The following is a 13,443-nucleotide window of genomic DNA, read 5'->3' on the forward strand; positions in this document are numbered from 1 at the left end:
CGCTTGTTTGCACGCAAAACAGCCCGGGCTGTTCGTAACCGTTCGGGGTGTTGCTTGGAAGGTGACGCGATGATCCTTGGCATTGGTAGCGATCTGGCCAATATCGACCGCATCGCCGCGACGCTCGACCGGTTCGGCGACAGGTTCCGCAACCGGGTCTTTACCGAGGTCGAACAGCGCAAGGCGGAGCGGCGCAAGGATGTTGCCGGCACCTATGCCAAACGCTGGGCGGCGAAAGAAGCCTGTTCCAAGGCGTTGGGCACCGGGCTGCGGATGGGGATCAGTTGGAAAGACATGGCCGTCAGCAATCTGCGCAGCGGTCAGCCGGTGATGGAATTGACCGGCTGGGCGAAAGAGCGGTTGCAGGACATGACCCCACCGGGCCACGAGGCGATCATTCACGTCACCCTGACCGACGATCACCCTTGGGCGCAGGCCTTTGTTGTGATCGAAGCCCGCCCGTCGGTCCCCCGACCGGGTTGACACGCCTGTTTCATCCGCTCATCTAGCTCTGCAGCTTTGCAATTCAGGAGAAGTCCAAATGGCCGCCGACGCCAAAAAAGGTAACGCCGTTGTCGAAACCATCAAAACGGTCGTTTACGCCCTGCTGATCGCGGGTATTTTTCGCACGGTTTTCTTTCAGCCATTCTGGATTCCGTCCGGGTCGATGAAAGACACGTTGCTGATTGGCGATTTTCTGTTCGTCAATAAGATGGCCTATGGCTATTCTTATGCGTCGTGCCCTTCGATCCGCCCGCTGGGCGTTGATGCCAAGGATATCTGCGGGTTTCTCGATGGCGATAACACCCGGTTCATGGGGTCGGAACCCGACCGCGGTGACGTGATCGTGTTCCGCCATCCGGTCAGCGGGGCGGATTACGTCAAGCGGTTAATCGGGTTGCCGGGGGATACCGTGCAGGTCAGAAATGGCGTGCTTTATCTCAACGGCGACGCGGTCAAGTTGGAAGATGACGGCGCATTTGTCGAAACCTATGATGCGCAGGGACCGCAACGGTTGCGCCCACGTTGCGAAAACGGTCCGGTCGGGACCGGCGGCGATTGTTCCAAATCGCGCCAGATCGAAACGCTGCCGGGCGGTGTGGAACATTCCGTGCTGAATATCGGCAATCAGTCACTGGACAATACGCCGGTCTATACCGTGCCTGCGGGGAATTATTTCTTCATGGGCGATAACCGCGACAATTCCACCGATAGCCGGGTGCCGCAGCAATCGGGCGGCGTTGGTTTCGTTCCCTTTGAAAACCTGATCGGCCGGGCAGACCGGATCGTGTTTTCGTCTTCGGGACGGTCGATGTTGTATTTCTGGACCTGGCGGTCGGATCGTTTTTTCAAGGCCGTGATGTGAAACTGTCGGCTGATCTCAGATCCTTTGAAGGCCGCATCGGGCACCACTTTGGCAGACCCGATCTGTTGGTGCGCGCGGTGACCCACGCGTCGATGTCTTCGCCAACGCGGGCGGATAATCAACGGCTGGAATTCCTGGGCGACCGGGTGTTGGGGCTGGCGATGTCCGAGGCGTTGCTGGCGCGCGACAAATCGGCCAGCGAAGGCCAACTTGCGCCGCGGTTCAATGCGTTGGTGCGCAAGGAAGCCTGCGCCGACGTGGCCAAGGAAATTGATCTGGGCGCGGTTCTGAAACTGGGCCGGTCGGAAATGATGTCGGGCGGACGGCGCAAACAAGCATTGCTGGGCGACGCGATGGAAGCGGTGATCGCTGCTGTTTATCTGGATGCCGGGTTCGAAGCGGCGCGCGATATGGTGCTGCGGCTTTGGGGCAAGCGGATCGACAGCGTTGATGCCGATGCCCGCGACGCCAAGACCAGCCTGCAGGAATGGGCCCAAGCGCGCGGACTGACGCCACCGAACTATGCCGAACTGGCGCGGTCTGGACCCGATCATGCGCCTGTTTTTACCATCAAGGTCGAACTGGACAACGGCGATAGCGAACAAGCGACCGCCGGGTCGAAGCGACAGGCGGAACAGGCGGCGGCTAAGGCGCTGCTTGAGCGTCTGGAGCGGTAGGCGACGGTCTCCGAACCGGAAAACGTTGGGCAATCCGTTCCGGAATGCGCCGCCTTGTTGCGGCTCTGGTAAATGGTTGGCAATGTCGCTACATACTGCGCTTCATCACACGAGGCCCACATGACCACACGCGCCGGATTCGTTGCCCTGATCGGAGAGCCCAACGCGGGCAAATCGACCCTGACCAATCGTATGGTCGGGGCGAAGGTGTCGATCGTTACCCACAAGGTACAGACCACCCGCACCCGTATTCGTGGCGTGGCGATCGAAGGCGACGCCCAGATCGTGTTCGTCGATACGCCGGGCCTGTTCAAACCACGCCGACGGCTGGACCGGGCGATGGTTGCCGCCGCCTGGGGCGGTGCTGCGGATGCCGATGTCATCGTTTTGATGATCGAAGCGCATCGCGGCGTCACCGAAGGGGTGGAAAAGATCCTCGAAGGGTTGGAAGAGATCGGCAAGGGCCGCAAGGTGGCTTTGGCGATCAACAAGATTGACCGGGTCAAGGCCGAGGTGTTGCTGGCGCTGTCGCAGAAGTTGAACGACCGCTATCCCTTCGTCAAAACCTTCATGATCTCGGCCGAAAAGGGCCATGGGGTCGAGGATCTGCGCAAATGGCTGGCGGGGGAAGTGCCCGAAGGTCCGTGGTTGTATCCCGAAGATCAGATTGCCGATCTGCCGATGCGGATGATCGCCGCCGAAATGACCCGTGAAAAGCTGACCCTGCGGCTGCATCAGGAATTGCCCTATCAGTTGACGGTGGAAACCGAAAACTGGGAAGAACGCAAAGACGGATCGGCCCGGATCGATCAGGTGATCTATGTCGCCCGCGATGGTCACAAGGGCATTTTGCTGGGCCATAAGGGTGAAACGATCAAGGCGGTTGGCAAGGCCGCGCGCGAGGAATTGGAAGAATTCCTGGGCCGTAAGGTGCATTTGTTCCTCCAGGTCAAAGTGCGCACCGGCTGGCTGGACGAAGCCGCGCGCTATTCCGAAATGGGTCTGGATTTCAAGGACGGGAACTGAGGCGATGCGGCTGACCGCCCGGATCTGGGTCGATGCCTATCTGACCCGGCTGCGCCTGTCCGATATCCCGGCCTTCGTGGTGTCGCATGGCGATGACACCGCCGGGGCGGTTCTGATCAAGCTGAATACGCTGGACGGGCAGGCGGTGGCCTATCAACGCTCCTTTGACCTGATGACCGGGGACCGCAAGTGGATGGACCTGATCGCGGGAGCGGAACGCGATGTCGATGCCGCCATCGCCAAGCAGCGCGGCTTCGACCCCGATCTCTGGGTGGTCGAGGTCGAGGACCGGCAGGGGCGGCATCTGCTGGATGAACCGGGGCTGGCGGATTAGGGTCTGATGTTAGATCGGAATGTACGTTATGCGGGAGGGGGCACTTAGTTGCAATGCCCCAAGTAGGCGAAAAGGATGAAGTATTAACCCGCGCTCCAAGTTCCTTTAAGACACTCGATATTTAAGCAATGAAGCATCTCAAACCTTCGGAGAGAGCAAATGTCTGACGCCTTTTTCGACGCGCCCGAGATTCCTGACGATCTTTTTGAATGCGCCATACATTTAAGAAACAACATCATTGGTCTTACGACAGACGGGGGCTCCGATGTTGAGTATAAATTGGCTCGCTCAAAGCTAATGGGCGACCCTGCAAGTAAGCGTCTTTTGCCGGATTTCGTGCGCTTTTCGAACGACGCTGCGTCGGTACGTGCTGCGCTTTCGGGTGTGGCAAGTGGCGCGGGTTCTTGGGCTTTGCGCCGGAATCATGTCAATGAAACATTTAAACCAATATTGATTTTTCTGGAGGCGGGAGGAAGTGCTGCAGACGCCACGATTACGGATGGTATCACCGTATATGATGCGCCAGCGGTACAAACTTTTTGGGCTAAAGCATTGGAACGACGGGCAACGGACCCAGAAGGTGCCGTAACCGCTGCAAGTACTCTTCTCGAAGAGGTATGCAAGCATATCATCGAAGACAGCGGCGGAGAGTGGAGCGATAAGTGGAATATACCAAAGCTATATGCAGAGGCTTCTAAGCTTTTAAATCTCGCGCCTTCGCAGCATCAGGAAGAAGTTTTTAAAACGATCCTTGGAAACTGCCAAAGTGTAGTTCAAAGCATTGGATCTCTGCGAAATAAAGGCGGTGATGCACATGCTGGGGGACGCTTGCGTGTACCATTCAAACCGCGTCACGCTGCTTTAACGGTGAATCTCGCAGGTTCTATGGCATTGTTTTTAATTGAGACTTGGCAGGCAAAAGGCAAATAGAGCCGAGTTGGCGGTACGTTGAAAAGGGTCCAAACCGTCTCGTCCTTCCTAAACTCAAATCACCTTGCACATCCCGCTCTACCTGCCCCACAGTCCCCCTCATGGAATGGCGCGATCAGGGCATATTGCTGGCGGTACGGCGACACGGCGAAAATTCGGCGATACTGGAGCTGTTCACCCCCGTCCATGGTCGCCATGCGGGGGTGATGCGTGGCGCGACCAGCCGGAAAATCGCCCCCGTGCTGCAACCCGGCGCGCAGCTTGACGTGACATGGAAGGCGCGGCTGGCCGATCATATCGGCAGCTACACGGTCGAGCCTTTGCGCAGCCGCGCGGCGATGGTGATGGCGGATCGGCAGGCGCTGGCCGGACTGAACGCGGTCTGCGCGATGCTGCTATATGCGCTGCCCGAACGCGAAGCACATCTGCCGCTTTACAAGCGGACCGAGGCATTGCTGGATGTTCTGGACGAAACAGGGCTTTGGCCGCTGGCCTATCTGCGGTGGGAATTGGCGTTGTTAGACGAGTTGGGGTACGGGTTGGACCTGTCGACCTGCGCCGTGGTCGGGACGGCGAATGACCTGAGTTACATTTCGCCGAAAACCGGGCGGGCGGTGTCGCGCGCGGGGGCGGGGGACTGGGCCGACCGGTTGTTGCCATTGCCGCCCTGCCTGTTGGGCGGAACCGGTTTTTCGGGGGCGGATATTTTGCAGGGCTTGGAAATCACGGAATTTTTCCTGCGCAAATCCTTAGCCGAAGGCGGCCAAGGCAAACCGATTCCGCAAGCGCGGCAGAGGTTCGTAGACCAGTTGGTGCGCGGCTTAGCGCAGCGCCAGAACCAGATCGACCAGTGATCCCATCGGCCCGATCGTATCGCGGGCCTTTCCCGGCAGGCTTTGGATGCCGATGGTCGATCCCAAGATTACCCGGGCCCAATCGGGATTGGTGATGCCGCTGTCGCGCAGAAGTTCAGTCAGCAGGTTCAACCTCAGACCGTCGACCTTTTCCACCCGCTGCGCCACTTTATCGTCGCCCTGGGCCCAGGCGCGCACCGCCGGTTCAGGATTTTCGTGATCGGTGACCGGGCTGGAATAATCGGTGATCTGTTGCCCCAACCGGCGTAGCTTGGCCCCCGAATTGGGTTCTTCTTCAAGGATTTTGGCCAAAGGTGACAAAGCTTCGGCTTCCCACGTATCCAGAAGCGCACCGTGATAGGCGGGAACATCGTCGAAATGCCAGTAGAACGACCCTTTGGTGGTGTTCAGCCGCCGCGCCAGCGGTTCGGCCTTCAATGCGGCGGGGCCGTCCTGAATCAGGGCGGAAAAACCGGCGGTCAGCCAGTCGGATTTCGAAAGGCGCGTTTGTCTGGTCATGGTCCACCCATACGAGTGCGAAGGGTATTTCGCAACTGCAGAAGACCTTTGGCTTGTGATTGTCACATCCCGATGACGGTTCTGCCTGTTTTGAGGGCTAAAGATCAATTTCCACTACGCCATCAGGATCGGCGGCGCGGGATTGGCACAGGATAATGGTGTTTTGTCGCTGCTTGTTCGACAGCACGAAATCGCGGTGTTCGACCGCCCCGCTGACCAATCCGCATTTGCACACGCCGCAAATGCCGTCGGAACATTTCACATCCACGTGGATGCCGTTTTCCAGCAAGACATCCGAGGCCGATTTATCCTCGGGCACCCGCAATTCGCGGCCATCCTTCAGCCGCAGGGTGAAGGGGTGATTTTCATAGTCCGGCTGTTCGGGGACGTTGAAATATTCCAGATGGCGGGCGTCTTCGGGGAACCCCTGCCGGGTGGCGGCATCGATGACCCCGGTCATGTAACGATCCGGTCCGCAAGTATAGACATGCCAGCCGGGTTTATATCCTTCTAGCACCGTATCGAGATCGGCGCGGCTGCCTTCGTCGCTGAAATGGAAATGCACCTTGTCGGCCCAAGGCATCCGCGCAAGATCGTCCAGATAGCCAGCAGACGCGCGCGACGAACAGGAATAATGCAGCGCGAAATCGTGGCCCAGATCGTGCAGCCGGTGGGCAAAGGCGATCATTGGCGTGATCCCGATGCCGCCGCCCATCAGGAAGGTTTTCGTGGCGTCTTCGGCCAGCGGGAAATGGTTGATCGGTTTGGAAATGAAGACCTTGCGGCCTTCGTTGAAAATGCGGTGCATCAGGGCGGAGCCGCCGCGGCCTTCGTCTTCGCGCAACACGCCGATCTGATATTTTCCGTGATCGGACGGGTTTCCCGACATCGAATATTGCCGCAGGAATTCCGGCGCAACCAACACGTCGAGATGCGCGCCCGCCGACCAGTCGGGCAGCGGCGCGCCGTCCAGTGTCGAAAATTCGTATTTACTGACATCGGCGGTCATTTTTTCCGCCTTGGTGACTTCGACCCGGATCACCGGCGGATCGCTCGGTGGCGTGTAGCGGTGAATAACCGACATGTCGCCCTTGGCCAGCCTATCGCGGTATTCTTGGGCCGTGATCATCGCCTCGTAAGCCTGGATTCCCGCTTCACGGTCCATCGGGAACGGGTAGGGCCAGGGCGGCGGGGCCAATGGCGCGGGATAGACCGCGAGCGTCTGATCTTCGTATTTCAAATCCAGATCTGTTTGCAGGCCGCGCCGGTTCAGGCTGTGATGCGACGGGTGATAGCCGCCGTCCTCCTGCAATTCGATATCCCACCACCATTTCTTGGTATCGTTCAGCCCGCCATTGCCGACGACATCGTCGAGTTTTGCCAAGGGCCGGGCAAGCACCGGGATGTTCGATGCGGCCCAGCGAAACGGCGCTTCAGCGAACAGCCCTTCAAGGTTCCACGGGCATGTTTTCATGCAGCGCCCGCACATTGCGCCGCCTTCGGTGGTGATCCGGTAGGTGGCGCATTTCTGGCTGTCGGATTTCCAGATTTCATAGCCGTTGAACATCAGCTTGGGTCCGGCGGTGATCGCGCCCGACGGGCATTCGCGGGCGCATTTGTTGCAGGCTTCGCAAAACGCCTGTAGTCCGAAATCGATCGGCCTGTCATGCGCCATCGGCATGTCGGTGGTCACCACCCCGGATTTCAATCGCGGGCCGAGATAGGGATTGAGGATCACTTCGCCAATGCGGCTGACTTCGCCAAGACCCGACAATAGCAGCAAGGGCGGTTGCAGCACTTCGCCATCCATCACCGTATGCGCTTTGGCTTTATATCCAAGGTTTCTGATATGTTTGGCGATGACGCCGCCAAGCAGGGAAAACCGCAGGTAAGCGCGCATCGATTGCGCCACGCTGATCCAGTCGTCTCCGCTGGCGCCTTCCATCGTTTCATAGCCCTGATCGATGATCATGCTGATCGCTTGATCATGTGGTGGATCAATCGGATCGCCGGCGGCGTCATGGGAATACCACGTCCAGTCGGGGCAGCGGCTGAGGCCAACCGCATCGACGCCGAGGAAATAGCAGGTGGCCTTGATATTGGCGGCGTTTTCCTGTGGATCAGCGGGGCACGGCCCGGCGGGGTTGGGATCGCCGTTTTGAATCACCACAAAAGCACCAAGCGCCCGGCGCTGCGCGAAGCTGGGGGCGGATTTGCGGGCATAATGGCCACCCTTGGCACCGTCCTGCACATGTTTGCCCATATCGCCGAATTGCGCCCGGGCGAACATGTCGGCGCGTTTGGGTACCCGGGCCACATTCGGTTCATCGATAAAGGTGGTGGGGGCCTCCACCCGTTTCAGCCGTTCGAACGGGTGCGGACCTTCGGCGAAGCGGCGCTTGGCGAACGGGTCGCGGTTCAGCGCTGATTTAGAAAACCCTTTGCCCAGCCACCACGCCGGGCCGTTGGTTTTGAACCACGGTTGATCCGACATCGGGGCCAGCGGTTTATCCGCGATCAGGCCCAGATCACAGGTCACCGCTGCCACCCCGAATCGCGGTCCGATCCACGGAGCGACCAAGGCACCGGCTTCGACCGAAGCCAGCCCCGCCGCCACTGTCAGCCGGTTCAGGTCTACATCCGAGGATGCGCCGGAATGCGCCTTGGCCTGCCAGCCCAGAAGCCGGATATAATTGGCCAGAACGGCGGCGGTTTCATTGGCGCGCAGACAGGCGCGTTGCGCTTGGGCGTCGGCGATCCATTCGGTGCCGGGTTCATAAGGATCGGGATCGCGGGGATATTCATACAGGAAAACCAGCGCGTATTTATGGCCTTCAATCCCCGATGGCGGGGCGGTCATCGCTTCTTTCAGTTCGGCCATGATCATGTCGATGCCCGAGGCCAGCGTTTTGGTTTGCCTGGTGCGCAATTCTTCGGCCAGCCGATCAATATCGGGGTTGTGCACCGGCTGATCCAACCGCGCGGCATCGGGCAGTCGGCAAATGCCGACCATGCTGGCATCGGAAAAGTAGCCAAACGCTTTCAGATGGTTGGAGCGTTCCAATGGGTCGGCGGGAATGGTTGCGCGGGTCTTGTTAACCATGCCGTCGCGGATCGCGTCGAGCATCGCCTGATATTCCCCCATGGCATTCACGATGCTGTCGGGCGTATCGGGGCGGCGGAAGGACACCGGGCCCCATGTGGGCACGGCGTTGAAATTCGGTGTGTCGCGCTGACGCTTCAACCGTTCTAACGGGTATGGCCCCAGATGTACCGGCCGATCCTTGTCTGAAAAAAAGCGCAGCCCCATGGTTTCCCTCCCTGTATTTCACCATAGTGATCAGCCTTGCCGGAGCGGCACAAGATGTTTTGCCGTTTTTTTGGGCAACCCGTCGGAAATGGAGCGTCGCTATCCGTAAATTAAATTTTACCAGTTGATAAAAAAATCAAACCGCACATACTGAGAAAAAAACAAAACCAAGCTCAGTGGAGGTACCAATGACTTCAAACACGCTGACGCCAGGCATTATTGCAGGGCGGCTGCCAGCGGATCAGTTGTCGGAAAATTTTTCAGACCTGCATCCGCCGCTCGACGATCACGAAGCGCTTGTCGCTGCGGATCGGTGCTATTTCTGCCATGATGCGCCCTGCGCCACGGCTTGCCCGACGGATATCGATATCCCGCTATTCATCCGGCAGATTGCGACCGGAACACCGGACGCCGCAGCCAAAACGATCCTGTCGCAGAACATCATGGGTGGGATGTGCGCCCGGGTGTGCCCGACAGAAACGCTGTGCGAACAGGTTTGCGTGCGTGAAACCGCCGAAGGCAAACCGGTCGAGATTGGCAACCTGCAACGCTATGCCACCGATACGTTGATGGCCGCAGATGTGCATCCGTTCGAACGGGCGGCCGCAACAGGCAAGACGATCGCCGTTGTCGGGGCCGGGCCTGCGGGCCTGTCTTGCGCCCATCGGTTGGCGATGAAGGGCCATGCGGTCACGGTGTTCGATGCGCGGCCCAAATCGGGCGGATTGAACGAATACGGCATCGCCAGCTACAAATCGGTCGGCGGCTTTGCCGCGAAAGAGGTCGATTGGTTGCTCAAGATCGGCGGTATCACCGTTGAACATGGTAAATCTTTGGGCGCGGGCCTGTCGCTGGACCGTCTGAAGGCCGATCATGACGCCGTGTTCCTGGCGATCGGTCTGGCTGGCGTGAACGCTTTGAATGTCGAGGGTGAGGCCAAGGATGGCGTGCTGGATGCGGTCGATTTCATTTCCGACCTGCGCCAAGCGGGCGATGTGGCTTCGGTTGAAATCGGTCGAGATGTCGTGGTGATTGGCGGCGGCATGACCGCGGTGGATGCTGCGGTACAGGCGAAGCTGCTGGGGGCGCTGAACGTCAGCCTGGTTTATCGCCGTGGTCGTGACCGGATGAATGCCAGCCCGTTTGAACAGGATCTGGCCGCAGCCAAAGGTGTGCGGATCATCACCAACGCGTCGCCCAAGGCGGTGATTGGCAATGGTGCGGTGTGCGAGATCGAATTCGAATATACCGATGACGATCTGGCGCCGACCGGGCAGATGTTCCGGCTTGCCGCCGATCAGGTGTTCAAGGCGATCGGTCAGACATTGGGCGGCGACGGATTGCCCGATACCGAGGGCGGAAAAATCGCGGTCACCGGTGCAGGCCGCACCAGCATGCAAAGCGTCTGGGCCGGGGGCGACTGTGCCTCGGGTGGCGAAGACCTGACCGTGACGGCAGTGGCCGAAGGCCGCGACGCCGCCGAAGACATTCACGCCCAGTTGATGGGTTGAGGCGGATTTCCCGCTAAGGATTAGGAGATAAGCAGATGGCCAATCTCGCAAGCGACTTCATCGGGATCAAATCCCCCAACCCGTTTTGGCTGGCTTCGGCACCGCCGACCGACAAGGAATACAACGTCCGCCGCGCCTTCGAAGCCGGATGGGGCGGCGTGGTGTGGAAAACGCTGGGATCCGAAGGTCCGCCAGTGGTCAATGTCAACGGGCCGCGATATGGCGCGATCTGGGGGGCTGATCGCCGCCTGTTGGGGCTCAACAATATCGAGCTGATCACCGATCGCCCGCTGGAAGTAAACCTGCGTGAAATCAAGTCGGTGAAACGTGATTACCCCGACCGCGCGCTGATCATTTCGCTGATGGTCCCCTGCGACGAAGACAGCTGGGAAGCGATCCTGAAACAGATCGAGGATACCGGCGCCGACGGGGTCGAGCTGAATTTCGGTTGTCCGCATGGCATGGCCGAACGCGGTATGGGCGCGGCCGTCGGCCAAGTGCCCGAATATATCGAAATGGTGACCCGCTGGGTCAAGAAACATTCGCGTATGCCCTGCATCGTGAAGCTGACCCCGAATATTTCGGACATCCGCAAACCGGCCGAAGCGGCCAAGCGCGGCGGCGCGGATGCGGTCAGCCTGATCAACACGATCAATTCGATCACCTCGGTCGACCTGGATGATTTCGCGCCCGAACCGATGATCGACGGCAAGGGGACCCATGGCGGCTATTGCGGCCCGGCGGTGAAACCGATCGCCCTGAACATGGTGGCCGAAATTGCGCGGCATGCGGAAACTCAAGGGCTGCCGATGTCGGGCATTGGTGGCGTGACCACCTGGCGCGATGCGGCGGAATTCATGGCGCTTGGGGCCGGCAATGTTCAGGTCTGCACGGCGGCGATGACCTATGGGTTCAAAGTGGTGCAGGAAATGATTTCGGGGCTTTCCGATTACATGGATCGCAAGGGGTTCACGTCGACTTCGGAACTGGTCGGTCGCGCGGTGCCGAATGTCACCGACTGGCAATATCTGAACCTGAATTATGTCACCAAGGCCAAGATCGACGAAGACGCCTGTATCAAATGCGGCCGCTGCTATGCGGCGTGTGAAGATACCAGCCATCAGGCCATCGCCATGTCCGAAGATCGGGTGTTTTCGGTCAAGGATGACGAATGCGTCGCCTGTAATCTCTGCGTCAATGTGTGCCCGGTGGAAAATTGCATCACCATGGAACAGGTCGCCCCTGGCAAGGTCGATGAACGTACTGGTCTGACCGTATCGAAAGACTATGGCAACTGGCTGGATCATCCCAATAATCCGGGGAACACCTGCGCTGCGGAATAATATTGTGCGCCCGTTCCGGGCGCGCTTTACATCTCGCTAAAATGTCTTCGACATTTTCGCTCGGGATGCCTCCGGCGGGGATATTTGAAAACAGAAGAAGGCGAAGAAACCTTCGTCTTTTTCTGTTCGAAAGTATCCCGGGGTCAGCGCCCCCCATGCACCCGAAGGGCCAGACCTGCAAGACCGGACCGGCGCACAATGTCGCTACTTCAAGGTGTCAGAAGTTTGCGGAACATGTTGTCAAGGAATTGTTCCGCGCCGTCCACCGGATCGGTTTCCCCGTCGGTCAGGATCGCAACCTGTTCTTCGAAATCGGCGTAATGCTGGGTGGTGGCCCAGATGGAAAACAGTAGATGGCGGGGGTCGCACGGGGCCAGTTTGCCTTGGTCCATCCAGCGCTGAATCAGTGCCGTCTTTTCATCGAATAACGTTTTCAGACCGGTTTCCAGATGCGGTTTCATCCGCGGCGCGCCTTGCAGAACCTCGTTGGCGAAGAGCCGGCTTTCACGGGGGAATTCGCGGCTCATCTGCATTTTGCGGTGAATATAACCAAGGATTTCTTCTAAGGGATCGCCATCAGGATCCATTTTTTTCAGCGGGTCCAGCCAGTTGTCCATCAGCGCGTTGAGAAGCGTCACATGGATCGCTTCCTTGCCGTCAAAATAATACAGGATATTCGGTTTCGACAGACCCGACGCGTCCGCAATCTGATCGAGCGTTGCGCCGCGATAGCCATGTTGGGAAAACACGGCGAGTGCGGCATCCAGGATACGCTTGCGATTGCGCAGCTGAATGCGGCTTGGCTTTTTCACGGGCTTGGTGGCGTCGTTCATGCATCACTCCGGTCGGCTGGTCCGGGACCCTAGATCAGCTTGACCAGATGGTCCAGAATCGGCGGGGTCAACCACGCCTATTCCCTTCAGGATGATGCGTTTGGTATTTTCCTTGGCCGCGTCCCATTGCGCATCACTGAGCGGCTGGCCACCATTAAGGGTTTCAATCTGATGGCCAAAATCGGCGTAATGCTGGGTGGTGGCCCAGAGCAAGTAAAGCAGATGATCGGGATCAACCGGATCCATCCGGCCTTCGCTGATCCAGCGATTGATGATGGCAGCGCGCCCTGCGGTCCATTGCAACAGCGTGGTTTCCAGATAGTCTTGGATCACTGGCGCGCGGTGCATCACTTCGGAGGCCCAGACCTTGGAGCCTGCCGGATGACGGCGGCTGATTTCCATCTTGGCGTCGATATAGGCACCGATTCCTTCGGCCGGGCCATCGGCGTCATCAAAAACATCGGCCGCCTTTAGCCAGATCTGAAAGATGTTTTCCACTACCTGCCGATAAAGCGCTTCCTTGGTTGGAAAGTAGTAATGCAGGTTGGCCTTGGGCAGCCCTGCCATATCGGCGATCAGTTGCATGGTGGCGCCACCAAACCCCGCCTCGGAAAAGACTTTTTCCGCTGCTGCTAAAATAAGCTTTTCGCTTTCCTGGCGGCGTTCTTTTTTGCTGTTTGGGCGCGGGTGGGCTGGCATGCCGAAATCTGTCCGATAAATTTTCTTGACCGAATGGTCAG

General features: G+C 58.7%; 13 protein-coding genes. 9 read left to right on the forward strand and 4 right to left on the reverse strand.

What is annotated here, in order from left to right; translation table 11 throughout:
• Positions 1 to 69 precede the first annotated feature (69 nt).
• From acpS to recO, 7 genes are all read left to right on the forward strand, one after another.
• On the forward strand, positions 70 to 483 hold the full coding sequence (gene acpS, locus TG4357_RS11715) for a holo-ACP synthase (protein ID WP_058263090.1): 414 nt from the start codon (positions 70 to 72) through the stop codon (positions 481 to 483).
• A gap of 58 nt (positions 484 to 541) precedes the next feature.
• Positions 542 to 1,366, forward strand: a complete 825-nt coding sequence (lepB, locus tag TG4357_RS11720) for a signal peptidase I (RefSeq protein ID WP_058263091.1) — start codon at positions 542 to 544, stop codon at positions 1,364 to 1,366.
• Positions 1,363 to 2,043, forward strand: coding sequence for a ribonuclease III (gene rnc / locus TG4357_RS11725; protein ID WP_058263092.1), 681 nt, complete (start codon positions 1,363 to 1,365; stop codon positions 2,041 to 2,043). Before lepB ends, rnc begins: the two co-directional genes overlap by 4 nt.
• Positions 2,044 to 2,163: 120 nt before the next feature.
• The gene (gene era, locus TG4357_RS11730) at positions 2,164 to 3,069 is read left to right on the forward strand and encodes a GTPase Era (protein WP_058263093.1); all 906 of its coding nucleotides are present in this window, start codon (positions 2,164 to 2,166) and stop codon (positions 3,067 to 3,069) included.
• Between the two features lie 4 nt (positions 3,070 to 3,073).
• Positions 3,074 to 3,403 (forward strand): DUF1491 family protein, encoded by a 330-nt coding sequence (locus tag TG4357_RS11735; protein WP_058263094.1) that lies wholly within the window; start codon positions 3,074 to 3,076, stop codon positions 3,401 to 3,403.
• Between the two features lie 159 nt (positions 3,404 to 3,562).
• Positions 3,563 to 4,333, forward strand: coding sequence for an abortive infection family protein (locus tag TG4357_RS11740; RefSeq protein ID WP_058263095.1), 771 nt, complete (start codon positions 3,563 to 3,565; stop codon positions 4,331 to 4,333).
• Positions 4,334 to 4,434: 101 nt separating this feature from the next.
• Positions 4,435 to 5,187, forward strand: coding sequence for a DNA repair protein RecO (gene recO / locus TG4357_RS11745; protein WP_058263096.1), 753 nt, complete (start codon positions 4,435 to 4,437; stop codon positions 5,185 to 5,187).
• On the opposite strand, the gene TG4357_RS11750 is transcribed toward recO, so the two are convergent.
• Both TG4357_RS11750 and TG4357_RS11755 read right to left on the reverse strand, forming a co-directional pair.
• Positions 5,155 to 5,706: a TetR/AcrR family transcriptional regulator gene (locus TG4357_RS11750; protein WP_058263097.1), complete on the reverse strand. Its 552-nt coding sequence runs from the start codon at positions 5,704 to 5,706 to the stop codon at positions 5,155 to 5,157. The two genes, recO and TG4357_RS11750, sit on opposite strands and share 33 nt — an antisense overlap.
• 97 nt (positions 5,707 to 5,803) lie before the next feature.
• Entirely contained in the window at positions 5,804 to 9,016 is a 3,213-nt protein-coding gene (locus tag TG4357_RS11755; protein WP_058263098.1) for a reductive dehalogenase, read from the reverse strand.
• Positions 9,017 to 9,204: 188 nt separating this feature from the next.
• Between TG4357_RS11755 and TG4357_RS11760 the strand changes: the two genes are divergently transcribed.
• Together TG4357_RS11760 and preA are read left to right on the forward strand one after the other, a co-directional pair.
• Positions 9,205 to 10,527 (forward strand): NAD(P)-dependent oxidoreductase, encoded by a 1,323-nt coding sequence (locus TG4357_RS11760; protein ID WP_058263099.1) that lies wholly within the window; start codon positions 9,205 to 9,207, stop codon positions 10,525 to 10,527.
• Between the two features lie 35 nt (positions 10,528 to 10,562).
• On the forward strand, positions 10,563 to 11,870 hold the full coding sequence (gene preA, locus TG4357_RS11765) for an NAD-dependent dihydropyrimidine dehydrogenase subunit PreA (RefSeq protein WP_058263100.1): 1,308 nt from the start codon (positions 10,563 to 10,565) through the stop codon (positions 11,868 to 11,870).
• A 209-nt stretch (positions 11,871 to 12,079) separates the two neighbouring features.
• Here preA and TG4357_RS11770 read toward each other — a convergent pair whose 3' ends face one another.
• Together TG4357_RS11770 and TG4357_RS11775 are read right to left on the reverse strand one after the other, a co-directional pair.
• A complete protein-coding gene (locus tag TG4357_RS11770) occupies positions 12,080 to 12,703 on the reverse strand; it encodes a TetR family transcriptional regulator C-terminal domain-containing protein (protein WP_058263101.1) in 624 nt (207 codons plus the stop codon).
• A 3-nt stretch (positions 12,704 to 12,706) separates the two neighbouring features.
• Positions 12,707 to 13,402 carry a TetR/AcrR family transcriptional regulator gene (locus TG4357_RS11775; protein ID WP_058263136.1) on the reverse strand — a complete coding sequence of 232 codons (696 nt, stop codon included), beginning with the start codon at positions 13,400 to 13,402 and terminating at the stop codon, positions 12,707 to 12,709.
• Between the last annotated feature and the right edge of the window lie 41 nt (positions 13,403 to 13,443).

The sequence above is a fragment of the Thalassovita gelatinovora genome, from assembly GCF_001458355.1.
GTDB classification, from domain to species: Bacteria; Pseudomonadota; Alphaproteobacteria; order Rhodobacterales; family Rhodobacteraceae; genus Thalassobius; species Thalassobius gelatinovorus.

Excerpts from the sequence above, each read along its gene's own strand:
- acpS (WP_058263090.1), top strand. The coding sequence starts at position 70 with ATGATCCTTGGCATTGGTAGCGATCTGGCCAATATCGACCGCATCGCC.
- lepB (WP_058263091.1), top strand. The coding sequence starts at position 542 with ATGGCCGCCGACGCCAAAAAAGGTAACGCCGTTGTCGAAACCATCAAA.
- era (WP_058263093.1), top strand. The coding sequence starts at position 2,164 with ATGACCACACGCGCCGGATTCGTTGCCCTGATCGGAGAGCCCAACGCG.
- TG4357_RS11735 (WP_058263094.1), top strand. The coding sequence starts at position 3,074 with ATGCGGCTGACCGCCCGGATCTGGGTCGATGCCTATCTGACCCGGCTG.
- TG4357_RS11740 (WP_058263095.1), top strand. The coding sequence starts at position 3,563 with ATGTCTGACGCCTTTTTCGACGCGCCCGAGATTCCTGACGATCTTTTT.
- recO (WP_058263096.1), top strand. The coding sequence starts at position 4,435 with ATGGAATGGCGCGATCAGGGCATATTGCTGGCGGTACGGCGACACGGC.
- TG4357_RS11750 (WP_058263097.1), bottom strand. The coding sequence starts at position 5,706 with ATGACCAGACAAACGCGCCTTTCGAAATCCGACTGGCTGACCGCCGGT.
- TG4357_RS11755 (WP_058263098.1), bottom strand. The coding sequence starts at position 9,016 with ATGGGGCTGCGCTTTTTTTCAGACAAGGATCGGCCGGTACATCTGGGG.
- TG4357_RS11760 (WP_058263099.1), top strand. The coding sequence starts at position 9,205 with ATGACTTCAAACACGCTGACGCCAGGCATTATTGCAGGGCGGCTGCCA.
- preA (WP_058263100.1), top strand. The coding sequence starts at position 10,563 with ATGGCCAATCTCGCAAGCGACTTCATCGGGATCAAATCCCCCAACCCG.
- TG4357_RS11770 (WP_058263101.1), bottom strand. The coding sequence starts at position 12,703 with ATGAACGACGCCACCAAGCCCGTGAAAAAGCCAAGCCGCATTCAGCTG.
- TG4357_RS11775 (WP_058263136.1), bottom strand. The coding sequence starts at position 13,402 with ATGCCAGCCCACCCGCGCCCAAACAGCAAAAAAGAACGCCGCCAGGAA.